The following is a 21741-nucleotide window of genomic DNA, read 5'->3' on the forward strand; positions in this document are numbered from 1 at the left end:
AAAAAGAAGGAAGCCATGAATCGTTTTATTATGGTCAATAGCCAACAGTGCCTGGGATGCCACGCCTGTGAGGTCGCCTGCGTCATGGCCCACAATGACGAGCAACATGTCCTGAGCCAACGGCATTTTCAGCCCCGAATTACCGTCATCAAGCATCAGCAACAGCGCAGTGCAGTCACCTGCCACCACTGTGAAGATGCCCCTTGCGCCAGAAGTTGCCCGAATGGGGCCATTAGTCATGAGCACGACAGCGTTCAGGTGAATGCGCAAAAGTGTATTGGCTGCAAATCGTGCGTCGTTGCCTGTCCTTTTGGTACGATGCAGATCGTACTCACTCCCGTCGCTAAAGGAAAGGTAAAAGCAACGGCGCACAAATGCGACTTGTGTCAGGGGCGTGAAGAGGGTCCGGCTTGCGTGGAGAACTGTCCGGCGCAGGCGTTACAACTGGTGACGGAAAGCTCGCTGACCGGATTATCAAAAGCACGCCGGCTGCGTACGGCAAGTCTCGAAAGTCAGCCCTGGCATGCCAGCTCGACCGGTTTTACGGCCCATCGACTCACCAGGCGCGAGCAGATGCAGGCGACGCCACCGCGCGGTGAACCGGATAAATTGGCTATAGAAGCCCGTAAAACCAGCTTTGATGAAATATACCTGCCATTTCGTACGGCGCAGGCGGAGCGGGAAGCGTCCCGCTGCCTGAAGTGCGGAGAACACAGTATTTGCGAATGGACCTGCCCACTGCATAACCACATCCCGCAGTGGATTGAACTGGTAAAAGCCGGGAACATTGATGCGGCGGTAGAGCTTTCTCACCAGACTAACTGCCTGCCAGAGGTGACTGGACGCGTCTGTCCACAGGACCGACTGTGCGAAGGGGCCTGTACGGTGCGGAACGAGCATGGTGCGGTGACTATCGGCAATATTGAACGTTATATTTCTGACCGTGCGCTGAGCAAAGGATGGCGACCCGACCTAAGCCATGTACAGAAAGTCGATAAACGTGTCGCCATTATTGGCGCCGGTCCGGCAGGTCTTGCCTGTGCAGATGTGTTAGCGCGAAACGGTGTCAGCGCTACCGTGTTCGATCGTCATCCTGAAATTGGCGGTTTACTGACATTTGGTATTCCGGCTTTCAAGCTGGACAAATCGTTGCTGGCACGCCGTCGTGAAATTTTCAGCGCCATGGGTATTCATTTCGAACTGAACTGTGAGGTCGGAAAGGACGTTGCGCTGGCGGCGCTGCTTGAAGACTACGATGCCGTCTTCGTCGGCGTCGGTACCTATCGCTCGATGAAAGCGGATCTGCCAAACGAGGATGCGCCCGGCGTGTATGACGCGCTGCCGTTCCTGATTGCCAACACCAAACAGGTGATGGGGCTGGATGAGCTGCCGGAAGAACCGTTTATTGATACCGCCGGGCTGAACGTGGTGGTGCTCGGCGGCGGTGATACGGCGATGGACTGTGTACGAACCGCGTTACGTCACGGTGCAAGTCAGGTGACGTGCGCTTACCGTCGCGATGAGGCCAACATGCCTGGCTCGAAAAAAGAGGTAAAAAATGCCCGCGAAGAGGGGGCTAACTTTGAATTTAACGTCCAACCGGTGGAACTGGTGCTGAATGCCGAAGGGCGCGTCAGCGGTGTGCGTTTCTTACGTACCCAGCTCGGTGAACCTGACGCACAAGGGCGTCGTCGTCCGGTACCCATTGCCGGGAGTGAATTTGTGATGCCTGCTGATGCGGTAATTATGGCGTTTGGTTTTCATCCTCACGGTATGCCGTGGCTGGAAACTCACGGCGTGAAGGTTGATAGTTGGGGGCGCATCGCTGCTGATGTTGAGAGCGCATACCGTTATCAAACCACTAACCCGAAGATCTTTGCCGGGGGGGATGCCGTTCGCGGTGCAGACCTGGTCGTTACTGCGATGGCGGAAGGGCGTCATGCTGCGCAGGGGATAATTGATTGGCTGGGTGTAAAATCAGTCAAATCTCACTAATCCACTGACAAGGCCGGACAAGGCGCGTTAGCGTTGGCATCCGGCCTTGTTCCGCATGATTGTCTGATGGCGCTTCGCTGTTCAGGCTCACATTGTACGCAGACAAACCCGGTTTCACGGCGTAGTATTATTTCTCACTTCTTGCTGTGGAGCCGGTATGTCGCAAAAAATTACCCTCATCAAAGATAAAGTTCTTTCTGATAACTACTTCATCCTGCGCAATATCACCTATGACCTGACCCGCAGCAATGGCGAGGTCATTCGCCACAAACGTGAGGTTTACGATCGTGGTAACGGTGCCACAGTTTTGCTGTATAACCCGGAGAAAAAAACCGTCGTGCTGACCCGTCAGTTCCGTATTGCGACCTGGGTCAACGGCAATGAAAGTGGACAACTGATTGAAGCCTGCGCCGGGTTGCTGGACAACGATGAGCCGGAAGTTTGCATTCGTAAAGAAGCCATTGAAGAGACCGGCTATGAAGTGGGCGAAGCACGAAAACTTTTTGAGTTATATATGTCGCCGGGCGGCGTGACGGAGATCATTCACTTTTTTATCGCGCAATACAGTGACAGCCAACGGGCAAATGCGGGTGGCGGTATTGAAGATGAGGATATTGATGTACTGGAATTGCCTTTTGAACAGGCACTATCGATGATCAAAACGGGCGAGATTCGCGACGGGAAAACGGTGCTTTTACTTAACTACCTGCAATCGTCGCATCTTATGGATTAGCGGTCAGGGTTTATATTTCTTTACAAAGATACAGGCCAATCCGACGATTCTTATTGAGCCACATCAGTCGCGCAAGGAAGATACTGCCTGGGCTGTGTGTTTTGATTTCGGGGTTGTACCGTCCATGCGCTATCGCATTATTTTCTTATTCCTGCTCGGCCTGCTACCGGCCCGCTTGCTGTGGGCGGCGCCTGCGCAGCAGGCATTTTCAGATTGGCAGGTGACCTGCAACAATCAAAACTTCTGCGTGGCGCGCAATACGGGAGATCATCACGGTCTGGTGATGACCCTGAGCCGCAGTGCCGGGGCGCATACCGATGCCGTGTTACGTATTGAACTTGGCGGTATGGATTCTCCTGATGTCAAAGAGGCCGATATTGCGCCGCGCTTGCTGCTGGACGGCGCGCCACTCCCCTTGGCCGGTGAACACTGGCGTATTACGCCCTGGCATTTGATGACGGATGATCCGGTTACCATCGGTACCTTTTTACAAACGGTGCAGGATGCGAAAGCCATTACCCTGCAAAAAGGTACGCAAACGCTTTCTCTGTCTGGGCTGAAAGCCGCATTGTTGTTTATTGATGCGCAACAAAAGCGCGTCGGGAGTGAAACCGCCTGGATTGAGAAAGGAGACGAGCCGCCGCTCAGCGTTCCACCGGCTCCTGCCCTGAAAGGTGTGGCGGTGGTTAATTCCACGCCAACGCCACTCACTCAACAGGAGCGTAGCGAGCTGTTGGATTATGGCAACTGGCGGATCAATGGCATCCGCTGTTCACTCGATCCCATGCGTCGTGAGATGCGGGTTTTCGCCTTAACAGACGACAAAGCGCTGCTGATGATCGGCTGCGAAGCAGGGGCGTACAACACGATCGATCTGGCATGGACCGTTTCCCGCGCCACACCGTTTACCTCTCGCGCTGTACGCCTGAGCCTGCCATTTAAAACCGATGCAGACAGTACCGACATGGAGCTGACCAATGCCACGTTTGACGAGAAATCTCGTGAGTTGGTCACTCTCGCCAAAGGCCGTGGATTGTCGGACTGCGGGATCCAGACGCGCTGGCGTTTTGACGGCCAGCGCTTTCGTCTGGTGCGTTACGCACAAGAGCCAAGCTGTGATAACTGGCATGGCCCTGATGCCTGGCCTACATTGTGGATCACGCGTTAAGCACTTTATGCGCTTTTTCGACGATGTTCTCCACCGTAAAGCCGAAGAAAGGGAATAGCTTGTCCGCAGGGGCGGATTCCCCGTAGCCGATCATGCCGACAATTGCGCCTTTCAGCCCGACGTATTTGTACCAGTAGTCGGCAATGCCCGCTTCGACTGCTACCCGCGCGCTGACGTTTGCTGGCAGGACAGATTCCCGGTACGCCTCGTCCTGGGCGTCGAAGATATCCGTTGAGGGCAGGGAGACCACGCGGACGTTACGACCTTCACCCGTCAGTTTCTCCGCCGCCAGCAGCGTGATTTCCATTTCTGACCCGGTGGCAATCAGGATGACATCGGGTTTTCCTCCACCGTCTTTCAGCACATAGCCACCGCGGGCAATCTGCTTCACCTGCTCGGGAGTGCGTTCAACCTGCGCCAGATTCTGTCTGGAGAGGATCAACGCCGTGGGTCCGTTATGACGCTCCACCGCGAGCTTCCAGCCGACCGCTGCCTCCACCTGATCGCACGGACGCCAGGTGCTGAAATTTGGCGTCAGGCGCAGGCTGGCGAGTTGTTCGACCGCCTGGTGCGTCGGTCCATCTTCTCCCAGACCAATCGAGTCGTGGGTATAGACCATGATCTGCCTGGCTTTCATGAGTGCCGCCATGCGTGCGGCGTTACGGGCATACTCGACAAACATCAGGAAGGTCGCAGTGTACGGCACAAAACCACCGTGATGAGCGATGCCGTTGGCAATGGCAGTCATGCCAAATTCACGCACGCCGTAGTGAATATAATTGCCAGCGGGATCTTCTTTCAGGGATGCTGAGCCTTTCCAGATAGTCAGGTTGCTGGGCGCGAGATCTGCCGAACCACCAAGCAGTTCAGGGAGTATTGGCCCGTAGGCGTTCAGTGTATTTTGCGAAGCCTTGCGGCTGGCGATTTTGGCCGGATTAGCCTGTAATTCGGTAATGTATTTCTGGGTTGTTTTTTCCCATTCGTCGGGGAGTTCGCCGCGCATCCGGCGGGTAAATTCCGCTGCCAGTTCCGGGTATGCGTGTTGGTAAGCCGCGAATTTCGCCTTCCAGTTCTGTTGCGCTTTTTCCCCTTTTTCGCGTGCATCCCATGCCCGGTAAATGTCTTTCGGGATCTCAAAGGCCGGATGGTGCCAGCCCAGCTTCTGACGGGTCAACGCCACTTCTTCTTCACCCAACGCCGCGCCGTGCGCCTCTTCTTTCCCGGCCTTATTCGGTGAGCCAAAGCCAATCACCGTCCGACAGATAATCAGCGACGGCTTATCGGTCACGCTTTGGGCTTCAAGAATGGCTTTCTTCACCGCCTCAGGGTCGTGGCCGTCTATTTCGTGCACCACATGCCAGTGATACGCTTCAAAGCGTTTCGCGGTATCGTCGGTAAACCAGCCTTTGGTTTCGCCATCAATCGAGATACCGTTGTGATCGTAGAAACCGATCAGTTTACCCAGTCCCAGCGTGCCCGCCAGCGAACAGGCTTCGTGAGAAATCCCTTCCATCAGACAGCCGTCACCCATAAAGACGTAGGTGAAGTGGTCGACAATTTCGTGATCCGGCTGATTAAACTGTGCAGCCAGCGTCCGTTCAGCTATGGCCATCCCGACGGCGTTTGCGAGTCCCTGACCCAGTGGACCCGTGGTGGTTTCCACGCCCGGCGTGTAGCCAATTTCCGGATGTCCTGGCGTTTTCGAGTGCAGCTGGCGGAAATTCTTTAACTCTTCTAACGGCAGATCGTAGCCGGAAAGGTGTAGCAGGCTGTAGAGCAGCATTGAGGCGTGACCGTTGGACAGGATAAACCGGTCACGATCGTACCAGTGAGGATCGCCTGGATTATGGCGGAGAAAATCGTTCCACAGCACTTCGGCGATATCGGCCATACCCATCGGTGCGCCGGGATGGCCTGAGTTGGCTTTTTGGACGGCATCCATACTCAGCGCACGAATGGCATTGGCAATCTCTTTACGGGTCATAGGAAATACTCCTTGAAAAGTAAAGCGTTAGATGCGTGTTGTGATTCACACTTTTGGGAAAATTGCGGGCGTTGTCAGCAAAAAGCATAGCAGACAGGGATGGTATTGCTGGCTTAAGCAGGTAACATGGCTGTTATAAATTGATAACAAATTCTTTCTTTGAGTAGTGAGAGTTTGGGGACCTTCAAAGTTTGCGCCGTTGACTGAGGTGATAATGTGCGCCTCAGTAGAAGGGTTACCTGCGACACTTTTTGATCGATACGTGAAAGGAACAACAAGATGGATGACCAGTTAAAACAAAGCGCCCTCGATTTCCACGAATTTCCAGTACCAGGCAAAATTCAGGTTTCTCCGACCAAACCTCTTGCCACCCAACGTGACCTTGCGCTGGCCTATTCACCCGGTGTTGCAGCTCCCTGTCTGGAAATTGAAAAAGACCCGTTGGCGGCCTACAAATATACCGCGCGCGGTAATCTGGTTGCGGTTATTTCCAACGGTACTGCGGTGCTGGGACTGGGCAATATTGGTGCGCTGGCTGGCAAGCCGGTGATGGAAGGGAAAGGCGTTCTGTTTAAGAAATTCGCCGGAATTGACGTGTTCGATATTGAAGTCGATGAACTCGATCCGGATAAATTTATCAATGTCGTGGCGGCCCTCGAACCGACATTTGGCGGTATCAACCTCGAAGACATCAAAGCGCCGGAATGTTTCTACATTGAGCAAAAGCTACGTGAGCGCATGAATATTCCGGTATTCCATGATGACCAGCACGGCACTGCGATTATCAGTACGGCCGCAATTCTTAACGGTCTGCGGGTGGTAGAGAAGAATATTTCTGATGTGCGCATGGTGGTGTCCGGTGCAGGTGCTGCGGCGATTGCCTGTATGAACCTGCTGGTGGCGCTGGGCATGCAGAAGCACAACATTGTGGTCTGCGACTCCAAAGGCGTGATTTACAAAGATCGCGAGCCGAATATGGCGGAAACCAAAGCGGCTTATGCGGTGGTAGATGACGGTAAGCGAACGCTGGATGACGTGATTGATGGTGCGGACATCTTCCTCGGCTGCTCGGGTCCAAAAGTATTGACTCAGGAAATGGTCAAGAAAATGGCCCGTGCGCCGATGATCCTCGCGCTGGCAAACCCGGAACCGGAAATCCTGCCGCCGCTGGCAAAAGAGGTGCGTTCTGACGCCATTATCTGTACTGGCCGCTCTGACTATCCGAACCAGGTTAACAACGTCCTGTGCTTCCCGTTCATCTTCCGTGGCGCGCTGGACGTTGGTGCGACCGCTATCAACGAAGAGATGAAACTGGCCGCGGTACACGCCATTGCTGAACTGGCGCATGCTGAACAGAGCGAAGTCGTGGCTTCGGCTTATGGCGACCAGGATCTGAGCTTCGGCCCGGAATACATTATTCCTAAACCGTTTGACCCACGTCTGATTGTCAAAATCGCGCCAGCGGTAGCGAAAGCGGCGATGGATTCCGGCGTGGCGACACGTCCGATTGCTGATTTTGACGCTTACATCGATAAGCTGACCGAATTCGTCTACAAAACCAACTTATTCATGAAGCCGATATTCTCGCTGGCACGTAAAGCGCCGAAGCGCGTGGTGCTGACGGAAGGGGAAGAAGCGCGTGTACTGCATGCAACGCAGGAATTGATCACCTTAGGCCTGGCGAAGCCGATCCTGATTGGTCGTCCGAGCGTGATCGAAATGCGTATCCAGAAGCTGGGTCTGCAGATCAAAGCGGGCGTCGATTTCGAGATCGTCAATAATGAATCCGATCCGCGCTTCAAAGAGTACTGGAGCGAGTATTACCAGATCATGAAGCGCCGCGGTATTACCCAGGAACAGGCGCAGCGCGCAGTGATCGCTAACACCACGGTGATCGGTGCGATCATGGTGCAGCGTGGCGAAGCAGATGCAATGATCTGCGGTACGATTGGCGACTACCATGAGCATTTCAGCGTGGTAAAAGAGGTGTTTGGTCATCGTGAAGGTGTCCATACGGCAGGGGCGATGAACGCGCTGCTGCTGCCAAGCGGAAACACCTTTATTGCGGATACCTACGTTAACGATGACCCTACGCCGGAACAGCTGGCTGAAATCGCCGTGATGGCGGCAGAAACGGTGCGTCGCTTCGGTATCGAACCGAAAGTGGCGTTGCTGTCGCACTCTAACTTTGGCTCCTCCAACTGCCCATCCGCCAGCAAAATGCGCGACGCGCTTGAGCTGATTAAGGCGCGTGCGCCTGAGCTGATGATCGACGGTGAAATGCACGGCGATGCGGCGCTGGTAGAGAGCATTCGTAACGACAGAATGCCGGACAGCCCACTGAAAGGCTCAGCCAATATTCTGGTGATGCCAAATATGGAAGCGGCGCGTATTAGTTACAACTTACTACGCGTGTCCAGTTCGGAAGGTGTTACCGTGGGTCCGGTACTGATGGGGGTCGCTAAACCGGTTCACGTATTAACGCCGATCGCCTCTGTTCGTCGTATCGTTAATATGGTGGCGCTGGCGGTCGTAGAAGCCCAAACGCAACCGCTGTAATTTCACTTTAATTAATTCCGGCGCGGGGTTCTCCCGCGCCTTTTTATTTTTCATTTCTTAGTGATCTACTTCACCTTTTAAACCCACTTGCCGAATTTTGTTATTTACTCTGACAAAAAATTGCCACGATGAGGACAGTTTTAGCAGAGGCGGTGAGCAATGGAAAAAGAACGCATCATTCAGGAATTTGTGCCGGGAAAACAGGTCACGCTGGCGCATCTGATTGCGCACCCCGGTGAAGAACTGGCGAAAAAGATCGGCGTTCCCGAAGCGGGTGCTATCGGCATCATGACGCTGACGCCGGGCGAAACCGCGATGATTGCCGGTGATTTTGCTATGAAGGCAGCAGATGTACATATCGGTTTTCTCGATAGATTCAGCGGTGCGCTGGTGATCTACGGCTCTGTTGGTGCGGTCGAAGAAGCATTATTACAGACCGTTAGCGGCCTGGGTCGGGTATTAAATTTCACTTTGTGCAACCTGACAAAAAGTTAATCAGAGGCGGCGATGAAACGTATTGCTTTTGTCGGTACGGTCGGGGCGGGGAAAACAACGCTTTTTAATGCGCTCCAGGGAAATTATTCCCTCGCCAGAAAAACGCAGGCCGTGGAGTTTAATGAAAACGGTGATATCGATACACCCGGAGAATATTTTAGCCATCCGCGCTGGTATCACGCCTTAATTACCACGCTGCAAGATGTTGATACGTTGATTTATATACACGCGGCAAATGATAAAGAAAGTCGCTTACCTGCCGGGCTGTTGGATATCGGCGCCAGTAAACGACAAATCGCCGTTATCAGCAAAACGGACATGCCGGATGCCGACGTCGCCGCAACGCGACAACTACTTCGCGGGATAGGGTTCCAGGAGCCAATTTTTGAACTCAATAGCCATGACCCGCGCAGCGTGCAGCACCTGGTGGATTATCTGACTGAGCTCAGCCAAAAGGAGGAAAGGGCAGGTGAAAAAACTCATCACAGCTAACGATATTCGTGCGGCCCACGCACGCGGCGAACAGGAATTGTCGGTTGTTCTGCGCGCCAGCATCATCACCCCGGAGGCTCGCGAGGTTGCGGAGCTGCTGGGCGTCACTATCACTGAATGCGATGAATCAGCGCCAGTTGCAGCAACTGCTGCTGCGGCCGCTCCAGTGGATGATGGCAAATCGGAAAGTCAGCGCATTCGCGAAACCATCATCGCGCAACTGCCGGAAGGGCAGTTCACCGAAAGTCTGGTCGCGCAGCTGATGGATAAAGTCATGAAGGAGAAGCAGTCGCTGGAGCAGGGCGGAATGCAGCCGAGCTTCACGTCGGTTACCGGCAAGGGCGGCGTGAAAGTCATTGACGGCAGCAGTGTGAAGTTTGGTCGTTTTGACGGTGCTCAACCGCACTGCGTCGGCTTAACCGACTTAGTGACCGATCAGGACGGCAGTAGCATGGCCGCCGGCTTCATGCAGTGGGATAACGCGTTTTTCCCATGGACGCTGAATTACGACGAAATCGACATGATTCTGGAAGGCGAACTGCACGTTCGTCATGAAGGCGAAACCATGATTGCGAAAGCCGGGGATGTGATGTTTATCCCGAAGGGTTCCAGCATCGAGTTTGGTACGCCATCGACTGTGAAATTCCTGTATGTGGCCTGGCCTGCGAACTGGCAGTCCTGCTAAGGCGGATGTATGAAGGATTTCATTACCGAAGCATGGCTCAGAGCGAACCATACGCTCAGCGAAGGGGCTGAAATTCACCTCCCCGCTGATGCTCGCCTGACGCCGTCTGCCCGGGAGTTGCTGGAAAGCCGTCGTCTGCGCATTAAGTATATCGACGAGCAGGGAAGCTTGTTTGTTGACGACGAGGAACAGCAGCCGCAGCCGGTGCATGGTTTAACCAGCAGCGATACACATCCGCAGGCGACCTGCGAGCTGTGTCATCAACCGGTGGCGAAGAAACCTGACACGTTGACGCATCTGACGGCAGACAAGATGGTTGCCAAAAGCGATCCGCGACTGGGATTTCGTGCGGCGCTGGACAGCACCATTGGTCTGGCGGTGTGGCTGCAGATTGAACTGGCGGAGCCGTGGCAGCCATGGCTGGCGGATATCCGCTCACGTTTGGGCAACATTATGCGTGCCGATGCCATGGACGAACCGCTGTCTGAGCAGTCAATCGTCGGTTTAAGCGACGAAGATTTACACCGACTCTCGCACCAGCCGCTGCGTTACCTGGACCACGATCATCTGGTGCCGGAAGCCAGTCACGGTCGTGACGCTGCACTGCTTAATCTGCTGCGCACCAAAGTACGTGAAACGGAAACTGTAGCGGCGCAGGTGTTTATCACCCGCAGTTTTGAAGTATTGCGACCGGACATTTTGCAGGCGCTGAATCGCCTGTCGAGTACGGTCTACGTGATGATGATTCTGAGCGTGGCGAAGCATCCGCTAAGCGTCAGCCAAATCCAACAGCGACTGGGGGAGAAGCAATGATCATTGAACGTGCTCGCCAACTCGCTCAGCGCGCACCCGCTCGGGTGGTGTTCCCGGATGCGCTGGATGTTCGGGTGTTGAAAGCCGCGAACTACCTGCATCAGCACGGGTTGGCGCATCCCATTCTCGTCGCCAGCCCGTTCGCGCTGCGCCAGTTTGCCCTCAGCCATCGCGTGGCAATGGACGGTATTCAGGTGATCGACCCACAAAGCAACCCGCAAATGCGAGAGGAATTTGCGCTGCGTTGGCTGGCCCGTGCGGGAGAGAAAACGCCGCCAGATGCACTTGAGAAACTCAACGATCCGCTAATGTTCGCCGCCGCGATGGTCAGCGCAGGTAAAGCCGATGTGTGTATTGCGGGCAACCTGTCATCAACCGCGAATGTGCTGCGTGCAGGGCTACGCATCATTGGGTTACAGCCGGGATGCAAAACGCTGTCGTCGATTTTCCTGATGCTGCCGCAGTACCTCGGGCCGTCATTAGGGTTTGCCGATTGCAGCGTGGTGCCGCAGCCAACCGCTGCGCAGTTAGCGGATATTGCGATTGCCAGTGCGCAGACCTGGCAGGCCATTACCGGAGAAGAGCCGCGTGTCGCCATGCTGTCCTTTTCAAGTAATGGCAGCGCGCGCCATCCCAACGTGGCCAACGTGCAGCAGGCCACGGACATTGTTCGTGAACGCGCACCGCAGCTTACTGTTGATGGTGAACTGCAGTTTGATGCCGCTTTTGTACCGGATGTCGCCGCGCAAAAAGCGCCTGCCAGCCCGCTACACGGCAATGCCAATGTGATGGTCTTCCCGTCACTGGAGGCAGGCAACATTGGTTACAAAATCGCTCAGCGCCTGGGAGGGTATCGTGCCGTCGGTCCGTTGATTCAAGGGCTTGCCGCACCGCTTCATGACCTTTCTCGCGGCTGTAGCGTACAGGAAATTATCGAACTGGCGTTGGTGGCAGCAGTGCCGCGCCAGACTGACGTGAGTCGTGAAGACGCCTCACAAACACTGGTTGTTTAGGTCCCGTTCTGGACCCCTTCTACTTAAGAGGAAAGCACAATGGAAGCATTAGGAATGATTGAAACCCGGGGCCTGGTTGCACTGATTGAGGCTTCTGACGCAATGGTTAAAGCGGCACGCGTGAAACTGGTTGGCGTGAAGCAGATCGGTGGCGGTCTGGTTACTGCAATGGTTCGTGGCGACGTGGCGGCCTGCAAAGCGGCAACGGATGCGGGCGCAGCTGCAGCACAGCGCATTGGTGAACTGGTTTCTGTACACGTGATTCCGCGCCCGCATGGCGATCTGGAAGAAGTCTTCCCGATCAGCTTTAAAGGCGATAGCAACGACATGTAAGTAGTCCATGTGACGCCACATCATTGCTGGCGTCACCCTCTCTCCTTTTCACATTACCTTCTGCGGAGGGTAGGGGGAGGTTTTACCTGAAATATGCCACGGAGGCGGGTATGAAACTGGCAATCGTCACAGGACAAATCGTTTGTACCGTACGCCATCAGGGACTTGCGCACGATAAGTTGCTGATGGTGGAAATGATTGATGCCCAGGGAAATCCTGACGGGCAGTGTGCTGTTGCGATCGACAGCATCGGAGCGGGAAACGGAGAGTGGGTTCTGCTGGTCAGTGGAAGCTCCGCCCGTCAGGCGCACCATAACGAATCATCGCCTGTCGATCTGTGCGTGATTGGCATTGTCGATGAAGTGGTGGCAGGTGGTCAGGTGATCTTCCACAAATAAGGCAGAAAATCATGAATCAACAGGATATTGAACAGGTCGTGAAAGCGGTGCTGCTGAAAATGAAAGACAGCAGCCAGCCCGTTAATGCCGTTCAAGAAATGGGCGTTTTTGCCTCCCTGGATGACGCAGTGGCGGCCGCAAAACTGGCCCAGCAAGGGCTGAAAAGCGTCGCTATGCGTCAGTTAGCCATTCACGCCATTCGTGAAGCGGGCGAAAAACACGCCAGAGAATTAGCGGAATTTGCCGTCAGTGAAACCGGCATGGGACGCGTTGAAGATAAATTTGCCAAAAACGTGGCGCAGGCACGCGGCACGCCGGGCGTGGAATGCTTGTCTCCACAGGTACTGACCGGCGATAACGGCCTGACGCTGATTGAAAACGCGCCGTGGGGCGTAGTGGCGTCGGTAACGCCGTCCACCAACCCGGCTGCGACCGTCATTAATAACGCCATCAGTCTGATTGCCGCCGGCAACAGCGTGGTTTTTGCGCCGCATCCGGCAGCAAAAGGCGTTTCTCAGCGCGCGATCGGCCTGCTTAACCAGGCTGTAGTGGCTGCGGGTGGTCCGGCAAACCTGCTGGTTACCGTTGCCAATCCGGATATCGAAACCGCTCAGCGTCTGTTCAAGTATCCAGGCATTGGCCTGCTGGTGGTTACCGGCGGTGAAGCGGTGGTGGAGTCTGCGCGTAAGCACACCAACAAACGTCTGATTGCCGCAGGCGCAGGTAATCCACCGGTGGTGGTGGATGAAACCGCCGATTTGGCTCGCGCCGCGCAATCCATCGTCAAAGGTGCGTCGTTTGATAACAACATTATCTGCGCCGATGAAAAAGTGTTGATCGTCGTGGATAGCGTTGCTGACGAGCTGATGCGTCTGATGGAAGGCCAGCACGCGGTCAAACTGACGACCGCTCAGGCTGAACAGCTGCAGCCGGTACTGCTGAAAAATGTCGACGAACGCGGTAAAGGCACGGTCAGCCGTGACTGGGTCGGGCGCGATGCGGCAAAAATCGCCGCAGCGATTGGCCTGAACGTCCCGGAGCAAACCCGCTTATTGTTCGTCGAAACCTCCGCCACGCATCCGTTTGCGGTGACTGAACTGATGATGCCGGTGCTGCCGGTAGTGCGGGTGGCTAACGTTGACGAAGCCATTGCGCTGGCGGTCACGCTCGAAGGTGGTTGCCACCATACGGCGGCGATGCACTCACGCAATATCGACAACATGAACCGCATGGCTAATGCCATCGATACCAGCATTTTCGTCAAGAACGGACCGTGCATTGCCGGTCTTGGACTGGGCGGCGAAGGCTGGACCACCATGACCATTACCACGCCAACCGGGGAAGGGGTGACCAGTGCGCGCACGTTTGTACGCCTGCGTCGCTGTGTGTTGGTGGACGCCTTCAGAATTGTATAAGGAGTGAAAGAGATGGCGCACGACGAACAGCTTTGGCTCACACCCAGACTGCAAAAAGCGGCAACGTTATGTAACCAGACGCCCGCTGCGAGCGATTCACCGCTGTGGCTGGGCGTTGATTTGGGAACCTGCGATGTGGTGTCGATGGTTGTCGACAGCGACGGGCAGCCGGTTGCGGTCTGTCTGGACTGGGCTGATGTTGTGCGTGATGGCATCGTTTGGGATTTCTTCGGTGCGGTGACCATCGTTCGTCGCCATCTCGATACGCTTGAACAACAGTTAGGTTGTCGTTTTACCCATGCGGCGACTTCGTTCCCGCCGGGAACGGACCCGCGTATTTCCATCAACGTGCTGGAGTCCGCCGGACTTGAGGTTAGCCATGTTCTGGATGAGCCAACCGCCGTGGCGGATCTGCTAAAGCTGGATAACGCCGGAGTCGTCGATATTGGTGGTGGTACGACCGGGATCGCCATTGTGAAGCAGGGCAAAGTGACCTACTCCGCCGACGAAGCGACCGGTGGACACCACATATCCCTGACGCTGGCCGGAAATCGCCGCATTCAGCTCGAAGAAGCTGAGCAGTACAAGCGCAGCAACGGTAAAGAAATTTGGCCGGTGGTGAAGCCGGTCTACGAAAAGATGGCGGAAATCGTAGCTCACCATATTGCAGGACAGGGAGTTACCGATTTATGGCTGGCCGGTGGTTCCTGCATGCAGCCGGGAGTCGATGAGCTGTTCCGTAAGCGTTTTCCGGAACTGCACGTGCACTTACCGCAGCACAGCCTGTTCATGACCCCGCTGGCGATTGCAAATAGCGGAAAAGAAAAAGCGGAAGGAATCTATGCAAGCTGAATTGCAGACCGCGCTCTTTCAGGCATTCGACACCCTGAATCTGCAACGCGTTAAAACGTTTAGTGTTCCCCCTGTCACATTGTGCGGATTGGGTGCGCTCAGCATCTGCGGGCAGGAAGCGCAAACGCGCGGACTGACGCATATGTTCGTCATGGTGGATAGCTTCCTGCATCAGGCGGGAATGACTGCCTCGCTTGAACGTAGCCTGGCGATGAAAGGTGTGGCGATGACGCTGTGGCCGTGCCCAGTGGGCGAACCGTGCATCACTGATGTCTGCGCGGCGGTAGCGCAACTGCGTGAATCGAAGTGCGACGGCGTCGTGGCCTTTGGCGGCGGCTCCGTGCTGGATGCCGCCAAAGCAGTGGCGCTGCTGGTGACCAATCCGACCCAGACGCTGGCTGACATGGACGAACGCAGCGTGTTATGCCCACGGTTGCCACTGATTGCTGTCCCGACCACCGCTGGAACAGGCTCAGAAACGACCAACGTCACGGTGATTATTGATGCCGCGACAGGGCTGAAGAAAGTGCTGGCGCACGCGACGCTGATGCCGGATGTGGCGATTCTGGATGCCGCGCTGACGGAAGGCGTTCCGGCGCACGTGACGGCAATGACCGGCATCGATGCGCTGACTCACGCGGTTGAAGCGTACAGCGCCCTGAACGCGACGCCGTTTACCGACAGCCTGGCGATTGGCGCGATTGCGATGATCGGCAAATCGCTGCCGAAAGCAGTGGGCTACGGCCATGATCTGGCGGCGCGTGAAAGCATGTTACTGGCATCCTGTATGGCTGGAATGGCGTTTTCCAGTGCGGGGCTGGGCTTGTGTCACGCGATGGCGCACCAGCCGGGTGCGACGCTGCACATTCCTCACGGGCAGGCTAACGCCATGCTGTTACCTACGGTAATGGGGTTTAACCGCATGGTGTGCCGTGAGCGCTTCAGTCATATCGGGCGGGCATTAACCAATAAGAAATCAGACGATCGTGATGCCATCAGCGCTGTTAGCGATCTGATTAACGAAGTGGGCCAGACCAAACGACTCTCTGACGTTGGTGCTGAACCCGCGCATTACAGCGCTTGGGCACACGCTGCGCTGGAGGACATTTGTATTCGCAGTAACCCACGAACCGCCACGCAGGCCGACATTATCGCGTTGTATGCGGCGGCACAATAAATACACATATGACAGGGAGTGAAGGTTATGGGAATTAACGAAATCATCATGTACATCATGATGTTCTTTATGCTGATTGCCGCCGTGGACAGGATCCTGTCGCAGTTCGGCGGTTCGGCACGCTTCCTCGGCAAGTTCGGTAAGAGTATTGAGGGATCGGGCGGTCAGTTTGAAGAAGGTTTTATGGCGATGGGCGCGCTGGGTCTGGCGATGGTCGGTATGACCGCGCTGGCGCCGGTACTGGCGCATGTACTCGGTCCGGTGATTATTCCGCTGTACGAAATGTTGGGCGCGAACCCGTCGATGTTTGCCGGAACGCTGCTGGCGTGCGATATGGGCGGTTTCTTCCTGGCGAAAGAACTGGCGGGCGGCGACGTTGCGGCGTGGCTCTACTCTGGTCTGATCCTCGGGGCGATGATGGGGCCGACACTGGTGTTCTCCATTCCGGTTGCACTGGGGATTATTGAACCGTCTGACCGTCGTTATCTGGCGCTGGGCGTGCTGGCCGGTATCGTCACCATTCCTATTGGGTGTATTGCGGGTGGTTTGATAGCGATGTACTCCGGCGTCGAAATCAACGGGCAGCCGGTGGAATTCACCTTTGCGCTGATCCTGATGAACATGATCCCGGTACTGATTGTTGCCGTGCTGGTGGCGCTGGGACTGAAATTCATTCCGGAAAAAATGATCAACGGCTTCCAGATCTTCGCCAAGTTCCTGGTGGCACTGATCACCATCGGTCTGGCTGCGGCAGTGATTAAGTTCCTGCTCGGCTGGGAGCTGATCCCGGGTCTTGATCCTATCTTCATGGCTCCGGGAGACACGCCGGGTGAAGTGATGCGCGCCATCGAAGTTATCGGTTCTATCTCCTGCGTACTGCTTGGTGCGTACCCAATGGTACTGCTGCTGACTCGCTGGTTCGAAAAACCGCTGATGAGCGTTGGTAATCTGTTAAAAATCAATAATATTGCAGCTGCTGGTATGGTGGCGACGCTGGCGAACAACATCCCAATGTTCGGCATGATGAAGAATATGGATACCCGCGGCAAAGTGATCAACTGCGCCTTTGCGGTCTCTGCGGCCTTCGCTTTGGGTGACCACTTAGGCTTCGCCGCAGCGAACATGAACGCCATGATCTTCCCGATGATTGTCGGCAAGCTGATTGGCGGCGTGACGGCGATTGGTGTGGCTATGCTGTTGGTACCGAAAGACGAAAACGTGTCTGCAGAAGTGGAAACCAACCCGGAGGCGCAATCGTGAACACTCGCCAGCTACTGAGCGTCGGTATCGATATCGGCACCACCACCACTCAGGTGATCTTCTCCCGCCTTGAGCTGGTTAACCGTGCGGCAGTGTCGCAGGTGCCGCGCTACGAATTCATCAAACGCGAAATTAGCTGGCAAAGCCCGGTTTTCTTTACCCCCGTTGATAAGCAGGGCGGGCTGAAAGAAGCCGAACTGAAAGCGTTGATCCTGGCACAGTATCAGGCCGCGGGCATCGCACCAGAAACCGTCGATTCCGGCGCGATCATCATTACCGGGGAAAGTGCGAAAACCCGCAATGCTCGTCCGGCGGTGATGACGCTCTCCCAGTCGTTGGGCGATTTCGTGGTGGCAAGCGCCGGTCCACATCTGGAATCGGTGATTGCTGGCCATGGTGCGGGTGCTCAGACCCTGTCAGAGCAGAAGTTGTGCCGTGTACTGAATATCGACATCGGCGGGGGGACTTCCAACTACGTGCTGTTCGACGCGGGAAAAGTCAGCGGTTCGGCCTGCCTGAACGTCGGTGGGCGTCTGCTGGAAACGGACGGCCAGGGGCGCGTGGTTCATGCGCATCAGCCGGGACAGATGATTGTCGATGACGTTTTTGGTCCTGGCACCGACGCTCGTTCGCTTAACGCCACGCAACTGGTTCAGGTGGCGCGGCGTATGGCGGCGCTGATTGTTGAAGTGATTGAAGGCACGCTTTCACCACTGGCACAGGCACTGATGCAAACCGGTCTACTGCCTGCGGGCGTGAAACCGGAAGTGATTACGTTGTCCGGCGGGGTGGGCGAATGCTACCGCAATCAACCTGCCGATCCTTTCTGTTTTTCCGACATCGGGCCACTGCTCGCCACGGCGCTGCATGAGCATCCGCGTCTGCGTGAGATGAACGTGCAGTTCCCGGCGCAAACCGTGCGCGCCACGGTGATTGGCGCTGGTGCGCATACGCTGTCGCTTTCGGGCAGCACCATCTGGCTGGAGGGCGTTCAGCTTCCGCTGCGCAATCTGCCGGTGGCGATTCCGGTGGACGAGTCCGATTTGGTTGCTGCCTGGCAGCAGGCGTTGATGCAGCTCGATCTGGATCCACAAACAGATGCTTATGTGCTGGCGCTGCCCGGTTCGTTACCGGTGCGCTATGCCGCACTGTTAACGGTTATTGACGCGCTGTTGGCCTTCATCGCGCGTTATCCGAATCCGCATCCCCTGCTGGTGGTAGCCGAGCAGGATTTTGGTAAAGCCCTGGGCATGCTGTTACGCCCACAGTTACAGCAACACCCGCTGGCAGTCATCGATGAGGTGGTTGTCCGGGCGGGGGACTATATCGACATTGGTACGCCTCTTTTTGGCGGATCGGTTGTGCCGGTGACGGTGAAATCACTCGCATTTCCTTCCTGAGGGAACGACTTATGAAACTAAAGACCACATTGTTCGGCAATGTTTATCAGTTTAAGGATGTAAAAGAGGTGCTGGCAAAAGCCAACGAACTGCGTTCGGGGGATGTGCTGGCAGGAGTGGCCGCAACCAGCTCGCAGGAGCGTGTGGCTGCCAAGCAGGTGTTGTCGGAAATGACGGTGGCGGATATCCGCAACAACCCGGTGATTTCCTATGAAGAAGACTGCGTTACGCGTCTGATTCAGGATGACGTCAACGAAACGGCCTATAACCGCATCAAAAACTGGAGCATCAGTGAGCTGCGCGAGTATGTGCTGAGTGATGAAACCTCTGTCGATGACATTGCGTTTATGCGCAAAGGGTTAACGTCAGAAGTGGTCGCAGGCGTGGCTAAGATTTGCTCCAACGCGGATCTTATCTACGGTGGCAAGAAAATGCCGGTGATCAAAAAGGCGAACACCACCATTGGTTTGCCGGGCACCTTTAGCTGCCGTTTACAGCCGAATGATACCCGTGACGATGTACAGAGTATCGCGGCTCAGATCTATGAAGGTCTTTCCTTTGGTGCGGGTGATGCGGTCATTGGCGTCAACCCGGTAACGGATGATGTGGAGAACTTAAGCCGCGTCCTCGATACCGTGTATGGCGTAATCGACAAATTTAACATCCCGACCCAGGGCTGCGTACTGGCGCACGTTACCACTCAGATTGAAGCCATTCGTCGCGGCGCGCCGGGCGGGCTGATTTTCCAGAGTATCTGCGGGAGTGAAAAAGGCTTAAAAGAGTTTGGCGTTGAGTTAGCAATGCTGGATGAAGCACGTGCCGTGGGCGCGGAGTTTAACCGTATTGCCGGGGAAAACTGCCTGTACTTTGAGACCGGGCAGGGTTCTGCACTTTCCGCTGGCGCTAACTTCGGTGCCGATCAGGTGACGATGGAAGCGCGTAACTACGGGCTGGCGCGTCACTACGATCCATTCCTGGTGAACACCGTGGTGGGCTTTATTGGGCCAGAGTATCTCTACAACGACCGCCAGATTATTCGTGCCGGTCTGGAAGACCACTTCATGGGCAAGCTGAGCGGCATCTCAATGGGCTGTGACTGCTGCTACACCAACCATGCTGATGCCGACCAGAACCTCAACGAAAACCTGATGATTCTGCTCGCCACCGCTGGCTGCAACTACATCATGGGCATGCCGCTCGGTGACGACATCATGCTCAACTACCAGACCACCGCCTTCCACGATACCGCGACCGTGCGCCAGCTGCTGAACCTGCGTCCGTCGCCGGAGTTTGAACGCTGGCTGGAAACCATGGGCATTATGGCAAACGGTCGCCTGACCAAACGGGCGGGCGATCCGTCACTGTTCTTCTGATGACGCGGGGATGACATACGATGGATCAAAAACAGATTGAAGAAATTGTACGCAGCGTAATGGCGTCAATGGGGGCGTCACAGCCGCAGGCTCAGGCACCGTCACCGGAAGTGAAATGCAGCACCACGCAGTGTGCCGCACCAACGGGTGAAAGCTGTGCGATGGACTTAGGTTCAGCCGAAGCGAAAGCGTGGATTGGCGTTGAAAACCCACACCGCGCAGAAGTGCTGACAGAACTGCGCCGCAGCACTGCCGCGCGTGTATGTACCGGTCGTGCGGGTCCGCGTCCACGTACTCAGGCGCTACTGCGCTTCCTGGCTGACCACTCACGTTCGAAAGATACGGTATTGAAAGAAGTGCCGGAAGAGTGGGTAAAAGCACAAGGGCTGCTGGAAGTGCGCTCGGAAATCAGTGACAAAAACCTGTACCTGACGCGCCCGGACATGGGGCGTCGTCTGAGCGCAGAAGCCATTGAAGCGCTGAAATCACAGTGTGTAATGAACCCGGATGTGCAGGTGATTATCTCTGATGGTCTGTCTACCGACGCCATCACCGCCAACTACGAAGAGATCCTGCCGCCGCTGTTGTCAGGCTTAAAACAGGCCGGATTAAAAGTCGGGACACCGTTCTTTGTTCGCTATGGCCGCGTGAAAATTGAAGATCAGATCGGTGAACTGCTCGGCGCGAAAGCGGTGATCCTGCTGGTGGGTGAACGTCCGGGCCTCGGCCAGTCGGAAAGTCTTTCCTGCTACGCCGTCTATTCACCGCGCGTGGCGACCACTGTTGAAGCTGACCGCACCTGTATCTCGAACATTCACCAGGGCGGTACGCCTCCGGTAGAAGCGGCTGCGGTAATCGTCGATTTGGCCAAGCGCATGCTGGAGCAAAAAGCATCCGGCATCAATATGACCCGTTAAGGAGGCATCATGCCAGCATTAGATTTGATAAGACCATCAGTCACCGCGATGCGCGTGATTGCCTCGGTAAATGACGGTTTTGCTCGCGAACTTAAATTACCGCCACATATACGTAGCCTCGGGCTCATCACAGCAGATTCTGATGACGTGGCGTATATTGCCGCAGACGAAGCGACAAAACAGGCGATGGTGGAAGTGGTTTATGGCCGCTCATTGTATGCCGGTGCGGCGCACGGGCCTTCTCCCACTGCAGGTGAAGTGCTGATTATGCTCGGTGGGCCGAACCCGGCTGAAGTTCGCGCGGGTCTGGACGCCATGGTTGCCAATATTGAAAGTGGCGCGGCGTTCCAGTGGGCAAATGACGCAGAAAATACCGCCTTCCTGGCGCACGTCGTATCGCGCACGGGTTCGTATCTTTCTGCGACAGCGGGATGTCGACTTGGCGATCCCATGGCTTATCTGGTGGCGCCGCCGCTGGAAGCGACATTCGGTATTGATGCTGCACTGAAATCTGCCGATGTACAACTGGTGACCTACGTTCCACCACCGTCAGAAACCAACTACTCAGCGGCGTTTTTGACCGGCAGTCAGGCCGCATGTAAAGCTGCTTGTAACGCCTTTGCCGATGCCGTTCTGGATATTGCCCGTAATCCGGTACAACGCGCGTAAGAGAGGTTGT

Annotated in this window: 20 protein-coding genes; 19 read left to right on the forward strand and 1 reads right to left on the reverse strand. The window is 55.6% G+C overall.

The features are described from left to right. The first annotated feature begins 15 nt into the window (after positions 1-15). The 3 genes from aegA (at position 16) to ACLJXE_RS00635 (ending at position 3896) form a co-directional block, all read left to right on the forward strand. On the forward strand, positions 16-1995 hold the full coding sequence (gene aegA / locus ACLJXE_RS00625) for a formate-dependent uric acid utilization protein AegA (RefSeq protein WP_410749819.1): 1980 nt from the start codon (positions 16-18) through the stop codon (positions 1993-1995). Between the two features lie 157 nt (positions 1996-2152). Further along, positions 2153-2728 carry a GDP-mannose pyrophosphatase NudK gene (nudK, locus tag ACLJXE_RS00630; protein ID WP_286628930.1) on the forward strand — a complete coding sequence of 192 codons (576 nt, stop codon included), beginning with the start codon at positions 2153-2155 and terminating at the stop codon, positions 2726-2728. Positions 2729-2852: 124 nt separating this feature from the next. Beyond that, on the forward strand, positions 2853-3896 hold the full coding sequence (locus ACLJXE_RS00635; protein WP_286628931.1) for a DUF1176 domain-containing protein: 1044 nt from the start codon (positions 2853-2855) through the stop codon (positions 3894-3896). Here the strand turns inward: ACLJXE_RS00635 and tkt are convergent. Next, positions 3886-5880, reverse strand: a complete 1995-nt coding sequence (tkt, locus tag ACLJXE_RS00640) for a transketolase (RefSeq protein WP_410749820.1) — start codon at positions 5878-5880, stop codon at positions 3886-3888. The genes ACLJXE_RS00635 and tkt overlap by 11 nt on opposite strands. A gap of 279 nt (positions 5881-6159) precedes the next feature. Here tkt and maeB point away from each other — a divergent pair, with 279 nt between their 5' ends. From maeB to eutL, 16 genes are all read left to right on the forward strand, one after another. Continuing rightward, positions 6160-8439 (forward strand): NADP-dependent oxaloacetate-decarboxylating malate dehydrogenase, encoded by a 2280-nt coding sequence (maeB, locus tag ACLJXE_RS00645; protein ID WP_271440170.1) that lies wholly within the window; start codon positions 6160-6162, stop codon positions 8437-8439. A 159-nt stretch (positions 8440-8598) separates the two neighbouring features. Further along, positions 8599-8934, forward strand: a complete 336-nt coding sequence (gene eutS / locus ACLJXE_RS00650; protein WP_286628933.1) for an ethanolamine utilization microcompartment protein EutS — start codon at positions 8599-8601, stop codon at positions 8932-8934. Between the two features lie 12 nt (positions 8935-8946). Then, entirely contained in the window at positions 8947-9426 is a 480-nt protein-coding gene (eutP, locus tag ACLJXE_RS00655; protein WP_016153958.1) for an ethanolamine utilization acetate kinase EutP, read from the forward strand. Continuing rightward, a complete protein-coding gene (gene eutQ / locus ACLJXE_RS00660; protein ID WP_286628934.1) occupies positions 9404-10111 on the forward strand; it encodes an ethanolamine utilization acetate kinase EutQ in 708 nt (235 codons plus the stop codon). Before eutP ends, eutQ begins: the two co-directional genes overlap by 23 nt. A 9-nt stretch (positions 10112-10120) precedes the next feature. After that, positions 10121-10924: an ethanolamine utilization cob(I)yrinic acid a,c-diamide adenosyltransferase EutT gene (eutT, locus tag ACLJXE_RS00665; protein ID WP_410749821.1), complete on the forward strand. Its 804-nt coding sequence runs from the start codon at positions 10121-10123 to the stop codon at positions 10922-10924. Then, a complete protein-coding gene (gene pta / locus ACLJXE_RS00670; RefSeq protein WP_271454148.1) occupies positions 10921-11937 on the forward strand; it encodes a phosphate acetyltransferase in 1017 nt (338 codons plus the stop codon). The genes eutT and pta overlap by 4 nt, the downstream gene beginning before the upstream one ends. A gap of 39 nt (positions 11938-11976) precedes the next feature. Beyond that, on the forward strand, positions 11977-12270 hold the full coding sequence (eutM, locus tag ACLJXE_RS00675) for an ethanolamine utilization microcompartment protein EutM (protein WP_003835054.1): 294 nt from the start codon (positions 11977-11979) through the stop codon (positions 12268-12270). A 110-nt stretch (positions 12271-12380) separates the two neighbouring features. Further along, complete coding sequence (gene eutN, locus ACLJXE_RS00680) at positions 12381-12668, forward strand: ethanolamine utilization microcompartment protein EutN (protein WP_137384744.1); 288 nt, start codon at positions 12381-12383, stop codon at positions 12666-12668. Positions 12669-12679: 11 nt separating this feature from the next. Then, positions 12680-14083 (forward strand): aldehyde dehydrogenase family protein, encoded by a 1404-nt coding sequence (locus ACLJXE_RS00685; RefSeq protein ID WP_410749822.1) that lies wholly within the window; start codon positions 12680-12682, stop codon positions 14081-14083. Between the two features lie 12 nt (positions 14084-14095). Continuing rightward, positions 14096-14935: an ethanolamine utilization protein EutJ gene (gene eutJ / locus ACLJXE_RS00690; RefSeq protein ID WP_286628937.1), complete on the forward strand. Its 840-nt coding sequence runs from the start codon at positions 14096-14098 to the stop codon at positions 14933-14935. After that, a complete protein-coding gene (gene eutG / locus ACLJXE_RS00695) occupies positions 14925-16112 on the forward strand; it encodes an ethanolamine utilization ethanol dehydrogenase EutG (RefSeq protein ID WP_286628939.1) in 1188 nt (395 codons plus the stop codon). Before eutJ ends, eutG begins: the two co-directional genes overlap by 11 nt. Positions 16113-16139: 27 nt before the next feature. Continuing rightward, on the forward strand, positions 16140-17372 hold the full coding sequence (gene eutH / locus ACLJXE_RS00700; RefSeq protein ID WP_286628940.1) for an ethanolamine utilization protein EutH: 1233 nt from the start codon (positions 16140-16142) through the stop codon (positions 17370-17372). Next, a complete protein-coding gene (gene eutA / locus ACLJXE_RS00705) occupies positions 17369-18772 on the forward strand; it encodes an ethanolamine ammonia-lyase reactivating factor EutA (protein ID WP_410749823.1) in 1404 nt (467 codons plus the stop codon). The genes eutH and eutA overlap by 4 nt, the downstream gene beginning before the upstream one ends. A gap of 11 nt (positions 18773-18783) precedes the next feature. Beyond that, positions 18784-20145: an ethanolamine ammonia-lyase subunit alpha gene (gene eutB, locus ACLJXE_RS00710; RefSeq protein ID WP_005121914.1), complete on the forward strand. Its 1362-nt coding sequence runs from the start codon at positions 18784-18786 to the stop codon at positions 20143-20145. A gap of 20 nt (positions 20146-20165) precedes the next feature. Beyond that, on the forward strand, positions 20166-21062 hold the full coding sequence (gene eutC / locus ACLJXE_RS00715) for an ethanolamine ammonia-lyase subunit EutC (protein WP_410749824.1): 897 nt from the start codon (positions 20166-20168) through the stop codon (positions 21060-21062). Between the two features lie 9 nt (positions 21063-21071). Then, on the forward strand, positions 21072-21731 hold the full coding sequence (gene eutL / locus ACLJXE_RS00720; RefSeq protein WP_198903394.1) for an ethanolamine utilization microcompartment protein EutL: 660 nt from the start codon (positions 21072-21074) through the stop codon (positions 21729-21731). Positions 21732-21741 lie beyond the last annotated feature (10 nt).

This window comes from Citrobacter sp. U14242 (assembly GCF_046555775.1).
Classification (GTDB): domain Bacteria; phylum Pseudomonadota; class Gammaproteobacteria; order Enterobacterales; family Enterobacteriaceae; genus Citrobacter.